This is a genomic window from Streptomyces fodineus (assembly GCF_001735805.1).
Classification (GTDB): Bacteria; Actinomycetota; Actinomycetes; order Streptomycetales; family Streptomycetaceae; genus Streptomyces; species Streptomyces fodineus.
Map to the genome: position 1 here is coordinate 7600160 of NZ_CP017248.1, position 21656 is coordinate 7621815.

General features: G+C 72.3%; 17 protein-coding genes. 5 read left to right on the forward strand and 12 right to left on the reverse strand.

Annotated elements, in window-relative coordinates; genetic code table 11:
• Positions 1 to 75 precede the first annotated feature (75 nt).
• Positions 76 to 1494, forward strand: coding sequence for a GH39 family glycosyl hydrolase (locus BFF78_RS32785; RefSeq protein WP_069781747.1), 1419 nt, complete (start codon positions 76 to 78; stop codon positions 1492 to 1494).
• Between the two features lie 15 nt (positions 1495 to 1509).
• Here BFF78_RS32785 and BFF78_RS32790 read toward each other — a convergent pair whose 3' ends face one another.
• The 5 genes from BFF78_RS32790 to BFF78_RS32810 form a co-directional block, all read right to left on the reverse strand.
• On the reverse strand, positions 1510 to 5325 hold the full coding sequence (locus BFF78_RS32790; protein ID WP_069781748.1) for a lipopolysaccharide biosynthesis protein: 3816 nt from the start codon (positions 5323 to 5325) through the stop codon (positions 1510 to 1512).
• Positions 5318 to 6118 (reverse strand): polysaccharide deacetylase family protein, encoded by an 801-nt coding sequence (locus tag BFF78_RS32795; protein WP_069781749.1) that lies wholly within the window; start codon positions 6116 to 6118, stop codon positions 5318 to 5320. Before BFF78_RS32795 ends, BFF78_RS32790 begins: the two co-directional genes overlap by 8 nt.
• A complete protein-coding gene (locus BFF78_RS32800) occupies positions 6111 to 7100 on the reverse strand; it encodes a glycosyltransferase family 2 protein (RefSeq protein ID WP_069781750.1) in 990 nt (329 codons plus the stop codon). The genes BFF78_RS32795 and BFF78_RS32800 overlap by 8 nt, the downstream gene beginning before the upstream one ends.
• On the reverse strand, positions 7097 to 7921 hold the full coding sequence (locus tag BFF78_RS32805; protein ID WP_069781751.1) for a glycosyltransferase family 2 protein: 825 nt from the start codon (positions 7919 to 7921) through the stop codon (positions 7097 to 7099). The genes BFF78_RS32800 and BFF78_RS32805 overlap by 4 nt, the downstream gene beginning before the upstream one ends.
• A gap of 396 nt (positions 7922 to 8317) precedes the next feature.
• Complete coding sequence (locus BFF78_RS32810) at positions 8318 to 8692, reverse strand: hypothetical protein (protein ID WP_069781752.1); 375 nt, start codon at positions 8690 to 8692, stop codon at positions 8318 to 8320.
• A gap of 275 nt (positions 8693 to 8967) precedes the next feature.
• Between BFF78_RS32810 and BFF78_RS32815 the strand changes: the two genes are divergently transcribed.
• The gene (locus BFF78_RS32815; RefSeq protein WP_069781753.1) at positions 8968 to 9762 is read left to right on the forward strand and encodes an SGNH/GDSL hydrolase family protein; all 795 of its coding nucleotides are present in this window, start codon (positions 8968 to 8970) and stop codon (positions 9760 to 9762) included.
• 18 nt (positions 9763 to 9780) lie between these two features.
• Here BFF78_RS32815 and BFF78_RS32820 read toward each other — a convergent pair whose 3' ends face one another.
• The 4 genes from BFF78_RS32820 to BFF78_RS32835 all read right to left on the reverse strand — a co-directional run bounded on the left by BFF78_RS32820 (position 9781) and on the right by BFF78_RS32835 (position 16577).
• Positions 9781 to 11424 (reverse strand): serine/threonine-protein kinase, encoded by a 1644-nt coding sequence (locus tag BFF78_RS32820; protein ID WP_069781754.1) that lies wholly within the window; start codon positions 11422 to 11424, stop codon positions 9781 to 9783.
• A gap of 9 nt (positions 11425 to 11433) precedes the next feature.
• Positions 11434 to 12906 (reverse strand): sulfite exporter TauE/SafE family protein, encoded by a 1473-nt coding sequence (locus BFF78_RS32825; RefSeq protein ID WP_069781755.1) that lies wholly within the window; start codon positions 12904 to 12906, stop codon positions 11434 to 11436.
• Positions 12903 to 14549, reverse strand: a complete 1647-nt coding sequence (locus BFF78_RS32830) for a tetratricopeptide repeat protein (RefSeq protein ID WP_227025977.1) — start codon at positions 14547 to 14549, stop codon at positions 12903 to 12905. Before BFF78_RS32830 ends, BFF78_RS32825 begins: the two co-directional genes overlap by 4 nt.
• Before the next feature lie 468 nt (positions 14550 to 15017).
• Positions 15018 to 16577 (reverse strand): DUF4331 domain-containing protein, encoded by a 1560-nt coding sequence (locus tag BFF78_RS32835; protein WP_069781756.1) that lies wholly within the window; start codon positions 16575 to 16577, stop codon positions 15018 to 15020.
• A gap of 209 nt (positions 16578 to 16786) precedes the next feature.
• Between BFF78_RS32835 and BFF78_RS32840 the strand changes: the two genes are divergently transcribed.
• The 3 genes from BFF78_RS32840 (at position 16787) to BFF78_RS32850 (ending at position 18540) form a co-directional block, all read left to right on the forward strand.
• Positions 16787 to 17329 carry a sigma-70 family RNA polymerase sigma factor gene (locus tag BFF78_RS32840; RefSeq protein WP_069781757.1) on the forward strand — a complete coding sequence of 181 codons (543 nt, stop codon included), beginning with the start codon at positions 16787 to 16789 and terminating at the stop codon, positions 17327 to 17329.
• Positions 17326 to 18144, forward strand: a complete 819-nt coding sequence (locus tag BFF78_RS32845) for an anti-sigma factor (RefSeq protein WP_069781758.1) — start codon at positions 17326 to 17328, stop codon at positions 18142 to 18144. Before BFF78_RS32840 ends, BFF78_RS32845 begins: the two co-directional genes overlap by 4 nt.
• Positions 18145 to 18270: 126 nt before the next feature.
• Positions 18271 to 18540 (forward strand): hypothetical protein, encoded by a 270-nt coding sequence (locus BFF78_RS32850; protein WP_079161579.1) that lies wholly within the window; start codon positions 18271 to 18273, stop codon positions 18538 to 18540.
• Between the two features lie 76 nt (positions 18541 to 18616).
• Here BFF78_RS32850 and BFF78_RS32855 read toward each other — a convergent pair whose 3' ends face one another.
• The 3 genes from BFF78_RS32855 to BFF78_RS32865 are packed head-to-tail and all read right to left on the reverse strand — an operon-like array spanning position 18617 to position 21621.
• A complete protein-coding gene (locus tag BFF78_RS32855) occupies positions 18617 to 19813 on the reverse strand; it encodes a CaiB/BaiF CoA transferase family protein (RefSeq protein WP_069781759.1) in 1197 nt (398 codons plus the stop codon).
• 42 nt (positions 19814 to 19855) lie between these two features.
• Complete coding sequence (locus BFF78_RS32860; protein WP_069781760.1) at positions 19856 to 20644, reverse strand: ABC transporter permease; 789 nt, start codon at positions 20642 to 20644, stop codon at positions 19856 to 19858.
• On the reverse strand, positions 20641 to 21621 hold the full coding sequence (locus BFF78_RS32865) for an ATP-binding cassette domain-containing protein (protein ID WP_069781761.1): 981 nt from the start codon (positions 21619 to 21621) through the stop codon (positions 20641 to 20643). Before BFF78_RS32865 ends, BFF78_RS32860 begins: the two co-directional genes overlap by 4 nt.
• Between the last annotated feature and the right edge of the window lie 35 nt (positions 21622 to 21656).

The following is a 21656-nucleotide window of genomic DNA, read 5'->3' on the forward strand; positions in this document are numbered from 1 at the left end:
CGGGTGTTCCAAGACTGTTCCGGGTGTTCCCAAGACCTGCCCGAGGCGCTGCTTGCGCCGTTACTGTTGTCCTTGATGGGACGTCATGGGTGGGATTCGGATACTCGGCGGTGGCGGCTCACCGCCCTGCTCGGTGTGGGCGCCGCCGCGCTGGCGCTGGCGGTGACCCTGTTCGGCACGCTGTCCGGCGGACCCAGCACGGCCGGCACCATACGTGACGGCGACAAGGTGCACGGCACGCCCGCGAGCCCCGGCGCGAAACCGGAGCCGTACGTCGGCTGGGGCTTCACCCACACGCAGTACAGCGCGGACGAGGGCGCCGACGCGGCCACCAAGCGCGTGGAGCAGCTGCTGGGCCACAGCGGCGGGCTGGCGCAGAACCAGCACATCATGGGCTGGGGGGCCGACAATCCCGAACCGGTCAAGGGACACTACGACTTCGGCGCCCTGGACCGCCGTGTCGACTTCATGCGTGCCTCCGGCGCCACCCCGGTGATCACCCTGTGCTGTTCCCCGGACTGGATGAAGGGCGGCAGGGCCGGGGCCGGCAGCACCGACTGGAGCCGATCCGCCCTGGAGAAGGCCCCCACCCCGGCCCACTACCAGGACTTCGCCGACCTGGCCGCGACCGTCGCCCGGCGCTATCCGGACGTGAAGCACTTCATCGTCTGGAACGAGTTCAAGGGCTTCTGGAACGACGCCGAGTCCCGCTGGGACTACGAGGGATACACGAAGATGTACAACCTCGTGTACGCGGCGCTGAAGAAGGTCGGCAAGGACATCATGGTCGGCGGGCCCTACCTGGTCATGGACAGCGTCGACCCACGCGACCAGACCGCCTCCAGCGCGCTGAAGGGGCCCTGGGGCGCCATGGACCAGCGGGTGCTCGACGCCTTCTCGTACTGGAACACACACAAGGCGGGCGCCGACTTCACCGTGGTCGACGGCGCCAGCTACACCCGGGACGACGACCTGCTGCCGAACGAGTTCGCGGCCACCGACAAGCTGACGGCGGTCAGCGAGTGGGTGCGGCGGCAGACCCGCGATCTGCCGCTGTGGTGGGCCGAGTACTACGTCGAGCCCGGCGACGGCAACGACGACCGCAAGGGCTGGACCGAGCCGCACCGCGTCGCCGTGCAGGCCACCGGAATGATCGCCATGGTCAAGGGCGGTGCCGGATCCGGCTTCTACTGGAACCCGGAGGACAGGACGGGCACCGGCTGCGCCGGCTGTCTGTGGACGCCCACCGACAGCTCGGACGGGGGCAGGGCCCTGCCCATGTACGACCTGGTGTCCCGGTTCGCCAGGGCGTTCCCGCCCGGCACGGCCTACGAGAACGTGTCCGTCGCGGCGGACGACGTGCCAGTCGTTCGCGTCCTGGCCAGTGGCAGGACCGTCCTCGTGGTGAACACGCAGAACCGGACCATCAGCGCCCAGGTCGACGGCAGGCGGTTCGACATGCGGCCGTACGAGGTGAAGTGGCTCGACCGCTGAGCCACCCCACGCCCGTCACTTCATGGTCAGGAACCGCTGCACCAGGGACGCCAGCACCACCGCCAGCAGCGGCAGCGCGAACCAGAACGAGCTCTGCAGCAGTCGCAGTCGGCGCACCCCCGGCCGGACCGCCACCCGTACGACCTCCCGCGCGGCCAGCAGCAGGATCAGCACGACGGCGGCCAGCGCGCCGACCACCGACCACGGCGTCCAGGTCACCTGCGGCCCGATCGGCCCCGGGTGCGGCTTCGGCACCGCGCCCGGCGGCCGGCTGCGCAGCGCGAACACGGTCACGTCGTCGTTGACCAGGACCTTCGTCAGCTCCTGCCGGTTGTCGAGGTTCTCGATCAGCCGGGGCGCCCAGGTCGCGGAGTAGCCCGCGTCCAGCTGCAGATAGGTCACCTGAGACCGGTTGATCATCAGATACGAGTTCGGGCCCGCGTCCTTGAGCGCCTTGACCAGGCCCGACACCAGCACCGGGTCGGTCGGGGCCAGGGTGGGCACGTAGTTCACCCGCTCCATGTCCTGCGATCCCCACGGCATGGCCGGGGTCACGTCGTTGACCGTGTCCTGGGTCGGCCACAGCAGCCGCACTGTCGGCTTGTCGTGCGCGTACACCCAGTTCATGGCCGCGACCTCGCCGGGCCGGGTGCGCTCGAACGGCTCGTTGCCCCAGCGGGCCACCAGGAAGCCGCCCATGAGCAGCAGCCCGGCCAGCAGCGCGGCCAGCGGGGCGAGGCTCACCCGGTCCTTCTCGCGTTCCTGCGCGGTGACGCCGGCGCGCGGGAAGAGGGCGAGGGCGCCGAGCAGGGCCGCGCCCGGCACCGCGAACATGAAGACGCGCAGGGCCATCTCACCGCCGTACGACTGCATGCCGAAGCCCAGGAACGGCACGAAGGTCAGTACCAGCAGGGTCCGCTCCCGGTACCGGTGGAAGCGGCGGCGCCACCAGCCCCAGCAGGCGAACGCCATGGTCGCGCCGGCCAGCAGTACCCGGGTGTAGAGCACCAGCTTGTGCGTCGAACTGCCGCCCTGGATACGGCCGGAGACGGAGGTGGAGACGTTGCTGCCGACTCCGCCGACGCCGCCGAAGAGGTCGTTGAAGTGCCCGGACCAGTACGGCTCGGCCATGAAGCCGACCCAGACCGCGACCAGCACCGCGAACAGCAGCGGCAGCCCGCGCAGTTCGGACCGGCCGAGCAGCACCAGGGCGGCGAGCACGCCGAGCATGACGAACGGGGTGAGCTGGTGCGCCGGGACGCTCGCCGCGTACAGGCCGATCAGCACCAGCAGCAGCACGGCCCGCTGGCGCCGGTCGGCCCCTTCCACCTCGGCCTCGCCCGGGCGGAACCTCGTCCAGATCACGCGCGGCGGGCGGAACCAGACCAGCAGGATCGCCACGAACATCAGGTACAGCAGATAGGTGAAGCCCTGTGGGGAGAAGTAGTCCTGGCCGACCCAGCCGCACAGCACGAAGAGCCAGACGCCGGTCCACTTCGCCCGCCAGCTCGCCCGCAGCGACCGGGTGAGCAGGAACATCGGGGCCAGATAGGCGAGTTGGATGGCGGTCGGCCACCAGCGGATGACCTCGGTGAAGTCGGTGACCGAGCAGGCCCGGCCGGCGAACGCGGCCACCGCGAAGAAGCCCGGCCAGCTCCAGCGGGCGTCCAGGTCCGGCACGGCGGACCCGGTGCGGTCGATGTAGTCGATGAACCCGAGGTGCTGCCAGGCCGTCGGGAAGCGCGGCTGGGTCTCGATCACGGCGGGCAGCGCGTGCAGCGAGACGACCGTCGCGAGCAGCGTGACCAGGAGCAGGGTGCGGTGCTCGCGGCGCAGCCAGAGCAGCGCGGCGAAGACGATGACCAGCAGGGCCGCTCCGACCAGGGTCGGCAGCGGCAGCACCGAGACCAGCCCGAGACCGCCCATCCGGTCCAGGTCGCCCTCGCCGAGCCGCAGCGCGGGCACCCAGTACAGCAGCAGCGCGGCGATCAGCAGACAGCCGAGGACGACACCGGAGCGGGTGGGCAGCAGCCGTTGCCGGAGCGAGACGGGGGCCGGCGGTTCCTCGGGCATGGGTTCGTCCGGTACGGCTGCTTCCGTGGCTTCCTGCGCGAGCGGCGGGTGGATCCTGCCGACGGACGCGCCCAGCTCCTCCTGCGAGAACGGCGCGTCGACCTCCGCCGCCTCCGCCTCCCGCAGCAGTTCGGCCTCGGCCGGGCCCAGCGAGGCCTCGCTGCCGGGCTCCCTCTCCTCGACCGGGAGTCCCAGTGGCGGCACCGGCGTGCCTGCGGGCGGTGTGCCGGGGCCCGGACGGACGTCCGGCCGGCGTTCCACATGGTCGAAGTCGACGTGGATGCCGAGCGCGAGGGTGTCGGAGTCCAGCGCCCAGGCCGGGCCGTGCCGGCGCGCGGGGGAGGTGCGCGGGACCTCGGGCGCCGCCAGGTCGGCCAGGTCGCCGTCGGGTGCCGCCGTGTCCGGTACGGCGTCGGCCGCCGTCCGTATCGTCTTCCAGAGCTTCGGCGCGGCGATGGCCGCGATCACCGCGAGGCTGGCGGCCTCGGCGACGCCCGCGCCGGTCAGCCCCATCCGGGGCAGGAGCAGCAGGGTCAGGCCCAGCACCAGCACGCACAACAGGCCCTGGAGCCAGGCGAGTCCGGCGGTGCGGCTGCGCGCGCGCAGGACCGCGAAGTACGTCTCGATCACGACCCGCAGCATCGAGCCGACCGCGAGCCAGCGCAGCAGCGGGGTCGCCGCGTGCGCGTAGCCCGTGCCGAAGACGCCGAGGATCCAGGGCGCGCCGATGATCAGCAGGCCCGCGATGGGCAGCATGATCCGGGCCATCCGCTTCAGCGCGGCGCGGGTGTTGGCGGCCAGCCGTCCCGGGTCGAGCGAGCCCTCGACCGTGAGGGAGGCGCCCATGTTGATGGCGAGCAGGTCGGTCGTACCGCCGATGGTGGTGGCGATGTAGAAGTACGCGTTCTCCGCGGAGCTGACCTGCGAGGCGATGATCACCGGCACGAGGTAGATCACCGCGAGCGAGAACAGCGAACCGGTGTAGTCCCCGGCCAGGAACCTGCCGACCTGTCTCAGCGTCGGCGGCTCCGCGCGGCCCTCGGTCGCCTTGACGTGCCGGGGCACAAGGCGCCGGAACACCAGCCAGCCCAGCGGCACCACCGAGGTGGCGATCGCGGCCACCCAGGAGACGAAGACGCCCGCGGTCGGGACGGCGACGGCGAACGCGACGAGCAGGGCCAGCTTCACGGCCGAGAACACGGTGTTGCCCACCGGCACCCAGGTCGCGCTGCGCAGCCCGGTCAGCACACCGTCCTGTAGGGTGAGCAGGTTCCAGGCGATGACGGCGACGATGAAGCCGAGGCCGTTGACCGTGCCGTGCAGGAAGCGGTACGACGGCCCCCAGGAGTCCAGGGTCAGCAGGAAGACGCCGGCCGCGAGCGCCACCAGCAGGGAACTGCCCGCGTACGTACGGAAGATGAGGGTGCCGGTGCGCTTGCCGGCCACCGGGATGAAACGGGCCAGGGCGCCGGTCAGGGTCACCGCGGTCAGTCCGGCGAGGAACTTCATCGCGGCGATGGCGGCCGAGCCCTGTCCGACCGCCGACTCGGAGTAGTAGCGCGCCGCGGCCAGCCAGAAGCCGAGCCCGAGCACGGCCGAGATGCCCGTGTTGAGCATCAGCGCGTAGGCGTTGCGGAACAGCGGGGTGCCGCCGGAGGACCGGCCCGTGCCGGGCAGCCGCAGGCGGCGCCCGGGCTTCTCGGGCGCCTCGGCGCCGGTCGTCGCGGACTCGGTCGTGGTGGTCGTCGTGTCAGACACGGGAACGGATGGCCTTCCGGCGGACCTGGCGTGCTCTGCGGACGAGGGCGTACCCCTTGGTGAGGGCGCGGTCTTTGGCGAAGGTACGGGTGACGGCCCGGCCGTGGAGCAGCCGTTCGAACTCCTCGACGCCGGTGCCGCGCCGGACCGTGACCCGCTGCAGCGCGTACGGCCCCTGGCGGCGGCGGGCGAGGGCGTTGCCGACGGCGAGCGCCTGGGCGTAGCCGCTCGCGCGCACGGCCTGGCGGACCCGGCGGCTGGAGTAGCCGTAGGGGTAGGCGAACGACGCCGGGCGGGCGCCGAGTTCGTCCGCGACGATCTCGGTGCAGCGGGCCAGCTCCGTGCGCAGCGGGCCGTCGTCGAGCTGGTCGAGCTGCGGATGGGTGTGGCTGTGCCCGCCGATCTCGACGCCGGCGGCGGCCAGTTCGCGCACCTGCCCCCAGTCGAGCATGGTGTCCAGGCCGCCCCCGGTGTCGTACGCGCCCCTGATCCAGCCGGTGGAGACGAACAGGGTGGCCGCGAAGGCGTGCTTGGCGAGGACGGGCAGCGCATGCCGGTGCACGCCCTCGTAGCCGTCGTCGAAGGTGATCAGCACCGGCCGGGCGGGCAGCGGGCGGCCGGAGCGCCAGCGGGCCGCGAGGTCGGCGGTGGTGACCGGGGTCAGGCCCAGGTCGCCGATGAGCGCCATCTGCTCGGCGAACGCCTCCGGCGCGACCGACAGGGCACGGGTGGCGTCGTTGGGCGCGGTGGCGACGGAGTGGTACATGAGGATCGGTACGGGAGTGTCACTCACCGCTGCCCCCTTCGATCGGTGCCACCGAGAACGTCGTACCGCCCCGCCGCGCGCGCAGGCTCCCCAGCGCGTAGCCGCCGGCGGCGCTCAGCACCCCGGCGACGATCGCGCCCGCGCGTCCCGCGCCGCCCGGCCGGGCCAGCAGCGCGTCCCGCAGGCCACGAGCGACCCCCGCGGGCAGCACCCTGGTGGTGTACCGGCGTTCGGACTCCAGCCCCTTGTCCGCGCCGACGCTCCGGGCGACCAGCGCCTTGGACAGGCCCTCGGCGTAGGTGCGGGTGCGGAAGTAGGCGAAGTGCTCGCGGGGTTCCGGCACCCGGTGGTGGATCACCGCGCGGTCGTCGATGAGCAGGACGGCGTCGGGGCGGGCCCGGGTGAGGCGGATGCACAGTTCCGTCTCCTCGCAGCCCAGCGGGCGGCGGTCGCCGTCGCGGCCGATGCCGGTGGCGAAGCCGCCCGCCGCCTCGAACGCCGTACGCCGGAAGGAAGCGTTTCCTCCGAGGACGTTGCGCACCCGGACCCGGCCCGGTGGCAGCCCCTTGTACGTGCAGCCCACCACCCAGTCGAACTCCTCCGGGAACCAGGCCGGACGCCGGCCCGACGCCCAGACGGGCTCCGTACGGCCGCCGACCGCCATGACGCGCGGATCGGCGTAGCCCTCGGCGAAGTGCCGCAGCCAGTCCCGTTCGGCCACGGCGTCGTCGTCCAGGAAGGCGATGACCTCGCCGTGGGAGGCGGCGATGCCGGTGTTGCGGCCGGCGGACAGGCCGCGCGGGCCCGCGTTGGCCAGCACCCGGACGCCCTCGGTCGCCTTGTACTCACGGGCCAGCCGGTCCCTCAGGGCCGGGTTGTGGTCCACGACCAGGAGTGTCTCCAGGGCGGGATACGACTGCGCGCGCACCGAGGAGACCGCCGCGAGGATGTCCTCCCAGCGGTCCTCCGTGTACACGCAGATCACGACGGAGATGCCGGGATCTCTCAAGACACCTCTCCCCGGACCGTGTCGAGCATCGGCGAGGGGTGCTCCTGGCGGCGCAGCGCGCGCCGGTTGGAACGTTCCTTGAGGATGACCTTCAGCACCCGGAACCCGTCGCGCACGGCCCGCAGATTGCTGGTGCCGTGGATACGGAGGTACTCGTGGCTGGGAATCTCCTGGACCTTCAGGCCGGCCTTGACCACTCTGATGTTCATCAGCGTCTCGACCTCGAAGCCGGTGCAGTCGAGGTCGATCTTGTCCAGGCAGTGCCGCCAGAACGCGTTGTATCCGTAGCACAGGTCGGTGTAGCGGGCGCCGAACTTGCGGTTGACGACGGTGCACAGCGCCCAGTTGCCGAGCTTGCGGATGAAGGTCATGTCGTCGGTGCCGCCGCCGTTGGCGAAGCGCGAGCCCTTGGCGAAGTCGGCGCCGGAGACCAGCGCGGAGACGTACGACACGATCTCGTTGCCGTCGGCGGAGCCGTCCGCGTCGACCATCACGATGATGTCTCCGCTGCACGCCTCGAACCCGGTGATCAGGGCATCCCCCTTGCCCCTGCCGTGCTGTTCGACGACCTTGACGTCCGGCCACAGCGAACGGGCCACGCCGACGGTGTCGTCCGTGGAATTGCCGTCGACCAGGACGACTTCGTGTATCCAGTCCGGAAGCGTCTTGAAGACGTAGGGCAGGTTCTCCGCCTCGTTCATGGCGGGAATCACCACGCTCACCGGCGGAGTGATCGCCAGGTGAGAGGAGATCGGCCGGTAGTGCGCTTCGATCGACGGATCTTGCTGCCCTGAACTGGGCGGCCGCAGGACGGAACTCATGGGTTTTTCCCTCTCGTCCGGTGGACCGCCCACCCCCGGGCGGCCCGGCTCTGTGTCCGGTTCGAAAGGGGGGTTCTCATCTTCGGCGCGGTGAACTGATCTCCGTGCACCCCGATGAGCTGGCAAAGCTGGCCGGTCTGCCGGAGAAGAACGGCAGCCGGTCGCGCGGCACGACTCGGTCACAGTTGCGGTCACCGAGCACGGCACCCCCCTACCGCGCCCCGCGCCGGTGGACGCCGCGGCCCTGAGCCCTCCCCTGGAGCCGTGTGCCGACGTGCCGGTGCGGGTGAGATGTGATGTACGACGGTATTGACGATTGAACCCGAAAAGCAAGCCCTGGAGGGCTGTCTCCCGGTTTTGTTGGTTTGGCCGTTACACAACTTTGGCCGGTGTTGTTCAGACTTGTGTGCGTTTTCCGGAAATTCGTTCCCGGATCAGGGTCAGCGCCAGGAGCAGCAGGCTGAGTGCGGTCACCGCGACCACCCCGCCGCGGACGGACCAGCGGTGGACCGCGAGCATGCCTTGGGCAACCAGCATGTTGGCGACGACCGAGCCCGCAAGTGCGCAGAGCGTCCGGCCGAAGGGATCCAGCCCGCGCAGCGCCGCGGCGAGCGCCACGGCCGGCGCCGCGAGCAGGAAGAACAGGGTGCACGGGCCGCGCAGTGGAGAAGCGGAATCGATGAGAGCGAGCAGCGCGCCCACCCCTGCGACGGCCGTTGCGGCCCCCGCGAGCAGCGGCAATGAGGATGTCTTGATGCGTATGGTCTGCATTGGCGACTTTGCCCCCCGACGCGCCGGATGCCGGGCTTCAATGTGGCGCAGGCCCGGCGAGCCCGTCAAGACGGACGATCCGTCTTTAAACATTCATTCCCCCCGCGGCCGGCTGACGTGACGTCAACAGATCTGGCATGCACACGCAATAGATGAGTGGTGAACGTCTCGGGTTGATCCCGTTGAGACCGCAAAAGTCTTGGCATGAACACTTCCCGTCAACACGCGTAGTTGCTACGACAGTTATGGCAGAGATCCTGCTAAAGGGAGGTTCCATGAGACGTTCCCGACTTACCGGATTCGTGACCTCGCTCCTCCTCGCCGCCGGCCTCGGCCTCACCGGGGCCGGTCACGCGACGGCCGCGACCGGCGGCTATGTGGCACTCGGCGACTCCTACTCCTCAGGAGTCGGCGCGGGCAGCTACCTCAGCTCCAGCGGCTCCTGCGACCGCAGCACGAAGGCGTACCCCTACCTGTGGAACGCCGCGCACAGTCCGTCCTCGTTCGCCTTCAACGCCTGCTCGGGCGCCACGACGGACGACGTCATGGCGGGCCAGCTCGGCTCGCTGAACTCCTCCACCTCACTGGTCTCCATCACCATCGGCGGCAACGACGCCGGCTTCTCCGACGTCATGACGACCTGTGTCATCCAGTCCGACAGCGCCTGCCTCTCCCGGATCAACACGGCCAAGGCGTACGTCGACTCCACGCTCCCCGGCAAGCTGGACACCGTCTACAACGCGATCAGCGCCAAGGCCCCGAGCGCCCGGGTGGTCGTGCTCAGCTACCCGCGCTTCTACCTGCTCGGCCAGACCTGCCTCGGTCTCTCCGACACCAAGCGGTCCGCGATCAACGGCGCGGCCGACTACATCGACGCCGCCATCCAGAAGCGCGCCCAAGCCCACGGCTTCGTCTTCGGCGACGTCCGCTCCGCGTTCTCCAGCCACGAGATCTGCTCCGGCGACTCCTGGCTGCACAGCGTCAACTGGCTCGACATCAGCGAGTCGTACCACCCCACCGCGGGCGGCCAGTCGGGCGGCTATCTGCCGGTGCTCACGAACAACGCATGACCCGACCGGGCTCGCCCGTCAGGGTGAACTCCGCGGCGAGCCCGACACCGAGGCGGAGGCCCCGTCCGACGGGGTCTCCGTCGCCGTACTACAGGTCACCGAGAACGGAACGGCGTTCGACGTGGTCTGCACGGGCCCGCGCACCTTCACGCTGACCTGGTCCCCGGTCGTCCCGCTGCCGGAGCCCGCCGCGAGGGTCACCCGCACGGTCCGCATCCTGCCGCCGCCGTCCGGGAAGGACAGCGTCCGCCAGCCGGGATCCGACACCGACCCGCGGGTCGTCACCCACCGGTACACCACCTGCGCGGGCAGCCGCCCCACCGTGAACGTCGCCGTGAAGGCGGGCGCCTGCGCGGGCGGCGGCGGACAGCTCCCGGTGTACGTCGTGTGCGCGCCGCTCAGGGTGACCTGCACGGACTGTTCCGGCTGGGTGCCCGACGACGGGCCGCTGCCCGCGGTCGACGGCGTCCCGGTGCCCGCGTCCGTGCTGCGGTGCGCGGTCGGCCGCTGCGGGCTCCCGCTCGCCCGGCTGCCGCCCTCGTTCCCCTGACCGCCGCCCGCGTGGCGGTCCAGCAGCGCGTACGTCAGCCCCGCCAGCGCCAGGACGAGCGCGAGCAGACCCGCCACCAGCACCGCGACCGCCCTGCGGCCGCGCTGCGGCGACTCGGACGTCGTGGTGGCGGAGGCCGGCCTCGGCGGGGTCGCAGAGGGCCCCTGGTACGGCGGCGCGGCCATCGGGGCGGTGTACGGCGGCACTTGCGGCGCGGCCCTCCGGGGTGCTCCTCCCCCGGAGGGGGCACCCCCGGCCGCGACGATCCGCAGCTCGTGTTCCGCCCGGTCGGCGTCCAGCCGCTCGGCGGGGTCCTTGCGCAGCAGCCCCTCGATGACCGGGGCGAGCGGCCCGGCTCGGTGCGGCGGCGGCAACTCCTCGTCCACCACGGCACGCAGCGTGTTGAGCGGGGTGTCGTACCGGAACGGCGAGACACCCTCCACGGCCGCGTAGAGCAGCACGCCCAGCGACCACAGGTCGGACTCCGGTCCGGGCGTGTGCCCCAACGCCCGCTCCGGGGCGAGGAATTCGGGCGAGCCGATCACCTCGCCGGTCATGGTCAGCGCGGAGCTGCCCTCGACCGAGGCGATCCCGAAGTCGGTCAGCACCACCCGGCCGTCGTCGGCCAGCAGCACGTTGGCCGGCTTCACATCCCGGTGCAGCACCCCGGCGGCGTGCGCGGCGCGCAGCGCGGAGAGCACCTCGGCACCGATGTGCGCGGCCCGCTGCGGCGACAGCGGCCCCTCCGCCTCCACCTGCTCGGCGAGCGACAGCCCGCGCACCAGCTCCATCACGATCCAGGGCCGGCCGCCCTCCATGGCCACGTCGTACACCGTGACGACGTTGCGGTTGGCGACCCGGGCCGCGGCCCAGGCCTCGCGCTCCAGACGCGCGTACATCCGCTCGATGTCGGAAGCCGGCAGCCCGGCCGGGGCCCGCACCTCCTTGACGGCCACCTCGCGGTGCAGCACCTCGTCCCGGGCGCGCCACACGGTGCCCATGCCGCCCTCGCCCAGCGGCGACAGCAGACGGTAGCGGCCCGCGATCACTTGCTCGCGGCCCGGCTCTTCGGTCACGGGCGCCCCCCGGCGGAAGTCGCGTGATTTCTCCATAAACGTAGCTCAGCCGAGCGCGGATGCGGCCCCCTTGAGCACCAAACCGGCACCCAGGGCCATCACGACCAGCGCGGACACGAGCGGCACGGACCGGCGCACCAGCGCGGTCACCGGGTGGGTGGTCCAGCGCGGACGCCGTTCCAGGGCGCGGGTCACCCCCGAACCCAGCCGGACCACGGCGAACCCGGCCGCCGTGAGCGTCAGCGCGAGCCCGGCGCCGTAGGCCACGACGAGGAGCAGCCCGAACCACGCCTTCCCGAGCGCGGCGGCGCCGACGAGCACGACCACGGCGGACGGGCTGGGCACGAGCCCACCGGCGAAACCGAGCAGGATCGTGCCGCGGACGGTGGGCGCGGCGGGGTGGGTATGGGTGTGTCCTCCGTGGGTGTGGGTGTGGGTGTGGGTGTGTCCCTCATGAGTGTGCTCGACAGGGTGAGGGGGGTGATGGTGGTGGTCATGATGGCGGGACGACCACACCCGCCGTACGAGGTTCGCGCCCGCCGCGAGGACCAGTGCGCCACCGGCGATGCCCAGCCAGGCGATCACCGAGGGTGTGGCGGCGGAGCCGGCGGTGACCAGCAGGCCCAGGGCGACCACGCCGAGGGTGTGGGTCACGGTGACCGAGGCGGCCAGCGGCAGTACGTCCCGCGGCCGGGCCCGGCCTCCGCGGGCCGCGGCTGCCGCGGCCATCAGGGTCTTGCCGTGGCCCGGCGCGAGGGCGTGCAGCGCGCCGAGGACGACCGCGATCAGCAGCGCGAGCGCGGCGAAGCCGACGGTGAGGTCGCGGCGGGCCACGAGGTCGTCCAGCTCGCGGGTCCAGCGGTCGGCACCCCGCGGCAGGACGGCGGCACCCGGTGCCGCCTGCCGCTCCTCGGCGAGGGCCGGTCCGCCGGGGCGCAGCCGCAGGGAGGCGGCGGTGGTGTCGGCCGGGGAGGACAGCAAGTCCTTCGGATACGTGGTCAGTTCGTGCGAGACCGAGGACTTCGGTACGTCCGTCGCGGTCAGCGTCATACGGTCGCCACGCGCGGTGATCTCCCGCCAGCCCGGCCCGCCGGTGCCGTCCGCGCTGTGGAAACCGACGGTCACGGTGGCGCCGCGGGGGAGCGGGGCGGTCAGCCGGCACTCCACACGGAGGGTGTGCAGCCCGGCCTGGCCGGGACGCAGCCGGGCCGTGCCGCCGACGGCCGTCAGCGTGGCCGTACGGCCGTCGACCGTGAGTCCGCTGCCCTCGGCGGCCCGTGCGCACCGCTGGTGGGCCCATGCTGTCGTGCCCAGCCGTTTCAGGTCGGGCCCGGCCTGGGTCGCCGGGATCTCGGCGAGGTCCTCCACATGGTCGACGCGGAGTTCGCCGGGGGCGGCGACCAGGCCGTCGTAGCGGTTGACGGTGAAGTTCCCGAGGGGGTGGGCGCTCGCCGTGCCGCCGGGAAGGAGGGCCAGCGCGCCGGTGGCGAGCAGCAGGAACGTGAGGCGTCGCTTCACTTCGCGGCCCCCAGCGCCGTGCGGGCCTCGGCCGCGCCGAGCGGGGAGAAGCCGGGGTTCAGGCTCAGGGCCGAGGTGAGGGAGGCGCGGCCCGCCGTGCGGTCGCCCGTGGCCAGCTCGATCATGCCGCGGTGGTACAGGAAGGAGGCGTTGCGGTAGCCGGTGGCGGTGGCCCGGCGGGCGAACGGCAGGGCCTCGGTGTCCCGGCCGTTCACATGCAGCGCCCAGGCCAGGGCGTCCGCGGTGTGCACGGTGTGCCGGCGGGCCCATTCGGCGCGGGCCGCGCGCAGGGCGGCCGCCTTGTCGCCGTGTTCGGCGGCGGCCAGCGCGGTGTCCAGGTCGGCGTTGACGCCGTTGGCCCGGGCCAGCGCGATCCAGGCGTCCACGAGCGCGTACTGCTGCCGCGCCCTGGCCCGGTCGCCGGCCGCGCCCCGCGCCTCGTACAGCTCGCCCAGTTCGACGAGCGGACCCGGCAGCGGATAGCGGGACACCACCGTCTCCATGCCCTTGATCGCCGCCGCGCGGTCCCCGCTCGCCGCCTGCGCCCGCGCCCGGCCCTCCAGCGCCGGAAGATAGGTGTCGTCGGCGGCGAGGGAACGGGCGTAGTAGCTGAGGGCGGTCTTGTAGTCGCCCTGGTTCCAAGCGAGTTGGCCGAGCTGGGCGGCCACGTAGGCGATGTCGCCGTGCGACGTGGCCCCCGCGAGCGCCTGCCCGAGCACACGGCGTGCTGTGGCGACGTCCCCCTTCAGCTCGTGCACATACGCGTACCGCGTGAAGACCGGTACGCCCGGCTTGCGGGCGTCGGCGGTCTCGGCGGCCTGCGACGCCTCGGCGTACCGGCCGAGTTCGACCAGGGCGTCGATACGGGAGGACAGCGCGCGTTCGCTGTACGGGTTCTGCCGCAGTGCCGCGTCCGCATAGGTCAGGGCGTCCTTGAAGTCGTGCCGCGCGGCGGCGAGGGCGGCCCGGCCGGCCAGCGCCTGGTCGTTGTCCGGGGCCAGGTCGAGGGACCGTCGCAGTGCCTTGTCCGCCTGCGGGTAGCGGGACGGATCGCCCTTGGTCCGCGCCTGCTCGACATAGGCCAGGCCCAGCGTGGCCCAGCTGCCGGAGTCCCTGGGCTGGCTGCGCAGATGCGCCTGGAGCGCGGCGATGCTCGCGTCGAGGTCACCGCCGCCGAGTACACCGGGGTCGACGGCGCTGGAGGCGACCGGCATGGTGGCGGGCGCCCGGCCGGCACCGAGGGCGATGGCTCCGCCGGTGAGCGCGACGGCCAACAGGACGGAACAGCCCGCCAGTTGAGCGGCCCGCCAGCGCCGCCCGGCGATGGCGAACCGGCGGACGGCGGCCACGCGCTGCTCGGAGCCGACGGCCGGGGGCGAGTCGGGGGCGGTGACCTCGGCCGCGCGCCGGCCGGAGCCGGTGGGCGAGGACGCTTCGGAGCGGGGCGCTCCGCGCTCAGCGGCGGCGGGGACAGAGCCCTTGGCGTCGGGGCAGCCCGCGTCGGCAGCGTCCGGCACCGGTACGCCACCGTCGACGGCACTCCCCGCCGGCCCGGTGCTGACCACCGACCCGGGGTTGCTCGCCGACCCGCTGCTCGCCTTTCGCCCGGCGTTGCCGGTCGGTCCGGTGCTGTCCGTCGGCATGGTGCTGTCTGTTTGTCCGGTGCTGCCAGCCGACCCGGCGTTGCCCGTCCGCCCGGCGCCGCCCTCCCGCCCACTGCCCGCCTTGCGCCCGGCACTGCCCGTCGGTCCGGTGCTGTCCTTCCGCCCGGAGTTGCCCGTCCGTCCGGCGCCGCCCTCCCGCCCGCTGCCCGCCTTGCGCCCGGCGTTGTCCGTCGGCCCGGTACTGCCCGTTCGCCCGGCACTGTCCTTCCGCCCAGCACTGCCCGTTCGCCCAGCGCTTCCGGTTCGCTCAGCGCTACCCGTTCGCCCGGCACTGCCGGTTCGCCCGGCACTGCCCGTTCGCCCGGCGTTGTCCCTCTGCCCGTCCATGTCGTCGTCCTGTCTGTGCGGGCCCATGCCGTCTCCTGCGTTTGTCGGTCGTGTGGGGGGCGCGGCCCGTCGTGGGGGAGGGGAAGGTACGGGCCGCGCCGGTCTGGGTGGGGGCTGGGGTCAGTACGGGCGTCGCATGCGGCGGCGCCACCAGCCGATCGCGGTGCCGAGCAGGAGGATTCCGGCCGCGCCCGAGGCCGCCGACGCGGCGATCAGCATGGTGTTGCCGGAACCGGAGCCGCCGGAGGACCCGGCCGGCTGGAGGGCGTCGCCCAGCTGGCTGCGTACGTCCGTGCCCGCGGTCGTGCCCTTGGCGAGCGGGCCGCGGGAACCGGAGGTGGGCTCGGCGACGTACGGGAAGTACTTCTCGAAGCCCTTGTCGTTCTTGTCGACCGCGTCGCCCAAGTCGTTCTTGGACCCGACGAGTTCGCCCTCCATGACCTGCAGCGCCTCGTCGATCACGTCGTCGGTGAGCCGGCGCCCGTTCGGGAAGCCCGCGTTGTCGCCGTCCAGGACGCCGAGACGCTTGGGGTGCATGGCCGGCTTGATGGACGTGTTGAGGCGGAGTTCCTCCGAAGGGCGCACGTTCGGGGGCTGGTTGAGACCCTTGACACCCTTCAGGAAGACGTCGACCAGGTCGTTGCGCGGCTCACTGGGCGCCTTGATCTTGTAGATCGACTCGATGAGCTTCGGCAGCTCGGGGTTGGTGACGTTCTTCAGGAACTGGGCGTCGTACGCGGGCTGCGAGGCGTTGAACTTGTCCTTGTCCTTCTGCGGGTTCACCACCTCGTTGACCAGCGGGTTGCCCAGGCGCGACACCTGCGTGTAGTAGCCGCGTGCGTTGCGGCGCTGGGTGGTGGACCAGATGCCGACCACCGGCTGCCCGGCCGACTCGCGGATCAGGTCGTTCGGCACCTGCAGGGCGATGGTGTTGACGTTGTAGCCCTTCAGGGTGTCCCGGCCGACCTCGCTGAGGTTCCCGCCGTACAGCAGGTCGAAGACGCGCAGGTCCGCGAAGAACGGGTCGTCCGCCTGCCCGGCGAAGGTCGCGGCGCCGCCGGCCGTCTTGTACACGGCCTGCGCGCGCAGCTTGCCGTAGTCCGGCATGGACGCCTTGCCGACGTCCGAGGGTGCGACCGGCACCTTGTCCGCGATCCTGGTCTTGTACACCTCGCGCCCGTGCTTCAGCCGGATCAGATCGATGTCGTACGTCTGCGTGACGTTGAGGTTCGGGTCGTCGAGGCTCTTCACGGCACCCGTGTTGTACAGGAACGTGTTGCCGTTCTTCGTGTGCGTCTTGAAGGTGTAGCGGAACAGCAGGTCGTCCTGCGCGTCGCCGTTGTTGTCGATGTGGAGGTCGTACTGGGCGTCGTCGGCGAACGTGTAGAAGTTCGGTCCGCCCGCCGGCTCCTCGAACGGGATCCAGTTGGCCACGATCGTCGTCGTGTCGGGCTTGTCCGGACTGACGAACGCGTACAGGTCGGTGTTGTCGTACTGCGGGGTGCCCGAGATCAGCGGGGCCTCCCGGTGAGAGGAGGCGGAGGCCGCCCCGGGTGCCAGCGCGGCGGCACCGGCGGCGCTCAGCCCTCCGGCGGCCAGCGCACCGCAGATGAGCGTGACCAGGCCCGTACGTCCCGAGCCGCTTCTGGAGAAGGGGCCCCTGGAGAAAAGAGGTGTCATGCGTCCGTCCTCAGTGCCGACTTGCCTTTGACGGACGGGTATACGGAGCCGGTCCGCCGATCGGATTGGTCGGCCGGAGGAAATCTTTTGGGCACGTCCCGACCCGCGTTTTCGGCCCGCCGATCCGTATCACCGGCCGGAGGTGTGCGTTCGTGCGGATGCGTGGAGTGCGCGGAAGAGCCGGCTGCGGGCACGGAGAGGGGGCCCGCATGCGGGCGGACGAACTGCTGGTGCTCGTCGCGGGCGGCGACCAACGGGCGTTCGAGGACCTGTACGCACTGGTGTCCGGGCCCGTGTTCGGGCTCGTGCGACGGGTGGTGCGCGACCCCGCCCAGTCCGAGGAGGTGGCCCAGGAGGTGCTGTTGGAGACGTGGCGCTCGGCCGCCCGGTACGACCCGGGCCGGGGCAGCGCGCTGTCCTGGATCCTCACCCTCGCCCACCGCCGTGCCGTCGACCGGGTGCGCAGCGCCCGCGCGGCCGGCGAACGCGAGCAGCGGGAGGCCCTGCGCGCCGGGGAGCCCGCCTTCGACCAGGTCGCCGAGGAGGTCGAGGCCGGCATGGAGCGCGAATGGGTGCGCCGCTGTCTGCGCCGGCTCACCGAGCTGCAACGCCAGTCCGTGACCCTCGCCTACTACGACGGCTACACCTACCGTGAGGTGGCCGAGCGGCTCAAGTTGCCGCTCGGCACGGTCAAGACGCGGATGCGCGACGGACTCACCCGGCTCCGCGAATGCCTGGGAGGCGCCGCATGAGCATCCTCGGCAAGCTGCTACGCGGCGAGGACCTGCACTCCCTCGCCGCGCCCTACGCCCTCGACGCCCTGGAGCCCGGCGAGCGGCGCCGGTTCGAGAAACACCTGCGGGGCTGCGGCCGCTGTGCCGCCGAGGTGCGGGAGCTGGCCGAGGACGCGGTGCGCCTCGCCTGGTCCGCGGCGGCGCCCCCGCCCGCCGCCCTGCGCGAGCGGGTGCTGGCCGCCGTCCGCACCACCCCGCAGGAGCAGACCCAGGCGCCGGCGCGGGAGCGCACACCCCAGCTGCCGCCGCACGTCTGGGGCACCCAGCCCCCGCCGGGACGCACCCGTACGCCCCGCCCGCGCCCCCTGTTCGTGCCGTTCGCCACGGCGACCGCGGCGGCGGCCCTCGTCGTCGCCTCGCTCTTCGCCGTGCAGGCGCACCACACCCAGGACCGGCTGGACGCGGCGCGGGCACGGGCACGTGAGATCGCCCACGTTCTGACCGCGCCCGACGCCCGCGCCACGACCGGCAAGGACGCACAGGGCCATGGAATCGGAGTGATCGCTTCCGCCTCGCAGGGAGAAGCCGTCGTCACCCTCAGCGGATACGGCAGCCCGCCCGGTGGCCGCGTCCGCCAGCTCTGGCTCATGCGCCCCCGCACACAACCCCGCTCCCTCGGGCTCTTCGCGGGCGACACGCCCTTGGTCGCGAAGGGCCTCGACACCTCCGCGACGTCACTCGCCGTAACCATCGAGCCTGACGGCGGCTCGGCGCAGCCCACGAGCCAGCCCATTGTCCAACTCACCCTGAAATCGGTCGGATTCGGAGAGTAGTCAACGAGGGATGGTCAACCGCCTTGCAGGGAAGGTGAATCCTGTGGCCGAGATACACGCGTGCCCCCCTGGGGCGATAGGGTTACTCTGCCCGGGCCGGGTGGACTCGTACGGGTGGGGAGTGACATGGAGCAGATAACAGTGCGCAGCAGGGCCAGGGTCCCTGCGATCACCTGCGGAAGCAGCGCGACCAGTTCGCGCCTCGACCGCCATCTGTCGGTACTGGCGGGTCCCGCCATACCGCAGCGGGAGACGGTCGAGGCGACCTCGCTGATGCGCGAGCTGACGGCGCGTGACACCGCACACCAGCGCAGTGACCGGGGCAGGCGGGTCAGCCGCGTCTCCCTCTTCGCGCCGCTGCGTCGGCTGCGTCGCTCGCTGTTCGGCGGCCACTGAGCGGACGCCGGGCGGCCATCGAGCCGCCGTCGACCGAGCAGACGGCCACCCTGGATCCTTTCCGGCGTGCCCGTGCTCAGGCCGCCGCACCGTCCCGGCGCATCGCTGCGATCTCGTCGTCCGTCATCCCCACGGCATGCAGCAGCGCTTCGGTGTGCTGCCCGAGCGCGGGCACCTCACCCATCCGCGCCTCGTCCCCGCCCGGCAGTGTGATGGGAGGCAGCAGCGCCTTCAACGGCCCGACCGGCGAACCCACCTCACGCCACCGCTCCCGGGCCGCCAGCTGCGGATGCGCTGCCAGCTCGTGCAGATCCCGCAGCCGGGCGCAGGCGATACCCGCATCCTCCAGCCGGGCCAGCGCCTCCTCGGCGTCCAGCGCGCCGAGCGCCCGCGCCACCAGCTCGTCCGTCTTCTCCCGGTTCGCGACCCGTGAGGCGTTCGTCGCATACGCCGGGTCCGTCGCCAATTCCGGGCGGCCCATGACCTGTTCGGCCAGCCGTCGCCACTCCCGGTCGTTCTGCACGGACAACAGCACCCGCCCGCCGTCCGCCGTCGGATAGGCGTCGTACGGCGCGATGACGGCGTGTGCGAGGCCCGTGCGCGCCGGGGGCTCACCCCCATGCATCGCATGGTGCAGCGGATGCCCCAGCCACTCGGCGAGCGCCTCCAGCATCGACACCTCCACCGCCCCGCCCCGCCCGGTCGTCCCGCGCCGTACGAGGGCCGCCAGGACGCCCGAGAACGCGTACATCGCCGCCGCGATGTCCGCCGCCGGGACGCCCGCCTTCACCGGCTGCTCCGGCGTCCCGGTCACCGACACGAGCCCCGCCTCGCACTGCACGAGCATGTCGTACGCCCGCTTGCCGGCGTACGGTCCATGGGGCCCGTAACCGGAGATGTCCACGGCGATCAGCCGTGGGTGCGCCGCGCACAGCGTGGCCGCGTCGAGGCCGAGCCGGGCCGCCGCCCCGTGGGCGAGGTTCTGCACGAACACGTCCGCGTCCGCGATCAGCCGCCGTACGGCCTCGAGGCCGCGCGGGTCCTTCAGGTCCAGCGCGAGGGACTCCTTGCCGCGGTTGCACCACACGAAGTGCGAGGCGAGCCCGCGGGCCGCCGTGTCGTATCCGCGCGCGAAGTCGCCGCCGTCGACCCGCTCCACCTTGATGACCCGGGCGCCCAGGTCGGCGAGCTGCCGGGTCGCGAAGGGCGCGGACACGGCCTGTTCGACGGCGACGACGGTGATGCCCTCCAGGGGCAGGGGCTGCTGATCCATGCCCGGATCATGGCCCGTGACCGGCGGTTTTGTCAGTAGCGCCTAGCGCTCCCCATGCGCGTACCGGCGCACGGCGAGCGGCAGGAACACCGCGGTGAGCAACAGGCTCCAGGCGAGCGAGCCGGCGACCGGGTGTGCCACCGGCCAGGAGGAGTCCGGCGGGACCGGCGCGTTGCCGAAGAGGTCCCGCAGGGCGGTCGTCACGGCGCTGATCGGGTTCCACTCGGCGAGGGTCCGCAGCCAGCCGGGCAGGTTGCCGGTCGGGATGTAGGCGTTGGACAGCAGGGGCAGCACGAAGGAGGAGGCCCCGAGCTGCCCGGCCGCGTCCTCGCTGCGGGTGAGCAGCCCGAGGAAGATCCCGGCACAGGTGCAGGCGAACCGGAAGAGCAGCAGCAGTCCGACCGCACCGGCCGCGTCCACCGCGGAGCCCTCGATGCGCCAGCCCACGGCGAGTCCGGCCAGCAGCAGCGGCACGGTCCCGACGGTCGTGACGACGAGGTCGGCGACCGCCTGCCCGAGGGGTACGGCGGCCCGGCTCACCGGCAGGGTACGGAACCGGTCCATCACGCCCCGGTGGGTGTCCGCGGCGGCCTGGAACATGCCGGTCATCAGCCCGCCCGCCGCGGTCGCGACCAGCAGCCCCGGCACCAGGAAGGACCGGTACTCGCGGCCGGGCATCGCCAGCGCGCTGCCGAACACATAGCCGAAGAACAGCAGCATGTTGACCGGCATCATCTGGGTCAGGATCGCCAGGCCCGGACTGTTGCGGACCCGGCGCAGCTGCCGGCCGGTCATGGCCAGCCCGTCGTACGTCACCGTCAACGCGCTCATGCGGCAAGCTCCTTGGGGTCGGCGGATTCGGCGGCGTTCGCACCGGCGTTCTCTCCGGTGAGCCGCAGGAAGACGTCGTCGAGCGTGGGCGGGCGCAGGCTCGCGTCCAGCAACGGCACGCCCGCCGCGTCGAGTTCGCGCACCAGGCGCGGCAGGGTCAGGGTCGGGTCGGTGCAGACGGCACCGACGGCGTTGCGCTCCCGGTCGAACACGGGTGCGCTGCCCGTGAGTCGATCGAGTACGGCAGCCGCCCGCGCCAGGGCGTCTCCCTGCGCCACCACGGCCTCGGCGTACGACCCGATGAGGGCCTTGAGCTCGGCGGGCGAGCCGGTGTGCGCGATCCGGCCCCCGTCCACCAGGGCGATGTCGTCGGCGAGCTGGTCGGCCTCCTCCAGGTACTGGGTGGTCAGCAGCACGGTCGTACCGTCCGCCTTCAGCTCGCGCACCGCCTGCCAGATGCGGGCGCGGCTGGCCGGGTCGAGGCCCGTCGTCGGCTCGTCGAGGAAGAGCACGTCGGGCCGCCGGATCAGGCTCGCGGCCAGGTCCAGCCGGCGCCGCATGCCGCCCGAGTACGTCGAGGTCCTGCGCCCGGCGGCCTCGGCCAGCCCGAAGCGCTCCAGCAACTCCTCCGCTCGGGCGGCCGGCCCGCGCACCCGGTGCAGCCGGGCGAACAGCCGCAGGTTCTCCCGTCCGGTCAGGTCGCCGTCGACCGAGGCGTACTGCCCCGTGACCCCGATCCGGCTGCGCACCGCGGCGGCCTCCCGGACGAGATCGTGCCCGGCGATCCGCGCCGAGCCGGCGTCCGGCCGCAGCAGTGTCGTCAGCAGCCGTACGGCGGTCGTCTTCCCCGCCCCGTTGGGCCCGAGCAGTCCGCAGACGGTGCCCTCGGCGACGGCCAGATCGAGCCCGCGCAGGGCGTGGACGGCGCCGAAGCGCTTCTCCAGCCCCTCACTAAGTACAGCGTACGTAGTAGTCATGCGGCAACCATACCCCACTACGTACGCTGTACGTA

What these genes read in the sequence shown, in the direction of transcription:
- BFF78_RS32785 (WP_069781747.1), top strand. Translation starts at nt 76, where the DNA reads ATGGGACGTCATGGGTGGGATTCGGATACTCGGCGGTGGCGGCTCACC.
- BFF78_RS32805 (WP_069781751.1), bottom strand. Translation starts at nt 7,921, where the DNA reads ATGAGTTCCGTCCTGCGGCCGCCCAGTTCAGGGCAGCAAGATCCGTCG.
- BFF78_RS32810 (WP_069781752.1), bottom strand. Translation starts at nt 8,692, where the DNA reads ATGCAGACCATACGCATCAAGACATCCTCATTGCCGCTGCTCGCGGGG.
- BFF78_RS32815 (WP_069781753.1), top strand. Translation starts at nt 8,968, where the DNA reads ATGAGACGTTCCCGACTTACCGGATTCGTGACCTCGCTCCTCCTCGCC.
- BFF78_RS32820 (WP_069781754.1), bottom strand. Translation starts at nt 11,424, where the DNA reads ATGGAGAAATCACGCGACTTCCGCCGGGGGGCGCCCGTGACCGAAGAG.
- BFF78_RS32830 (WP_227025977.1), bottom strand. Translation starts at nt 14,549, where the DNA reads ATGCCGACGGACAGCACCGGACCGACCGGCAACGCCGGGCGAAAGGCG.
- BFF78_RS32835 (WP_069781756.1), bottom strand. Translation starts at nt 16,577, where the DNA reads ATGACACCTCTTTTCTCCAGGGGCCCCTTCTCCAGAAGCGGCTCGGGA.
- BFF78_RS32840 (WP_069781757.1), top strand. Translation starts at nt 16,787, where the DNA reads ATGCGGGCGGACGAACTGCTGGTGCTCGTCGCGGGCGGCGACCAACGG.
- BFF78_RS32845 (WP_069781758.1), top strand. Translation starts at nt 17,326, where the DNA reads ATGAGCATCCTCGGCAAGCTGCTACGCGGCGAGGACCTGCACTCCCTC.
- BFF78_RS32850 (WP_079161579.1), top strand. Translation starts at nt 18,271, where the DNA reads ATGGAGCAGATAACAGTGCGCAGCAGGGCCAGGGTCCCTGCGATCACC.
- BFF78_RS32855 (WP_069781759.1), bottom strand. Translation starts at nt 19,813, where the DNA reads ATGGATCAGCAGCCCCTGCCCCTGGAGGGCATCACCGTCGTCGCCGTC.
- BFF78_RS32860 (WP_069781760.1), bottom strand. Translation starts at nt 20,644, where the DNA reads ATGAGCGCGTTGACGGTGACGTACGACGGGCTGGCCATGACCGGCCGG.
- BFF78_RS32865 (WP_069781761.1), bottom strand. Translation starts at nt 21,621, where the DNA reads ATGACTACTACGTACGCTGTACTTAGTGAGGGGCTGGAGAAGCGCTTC.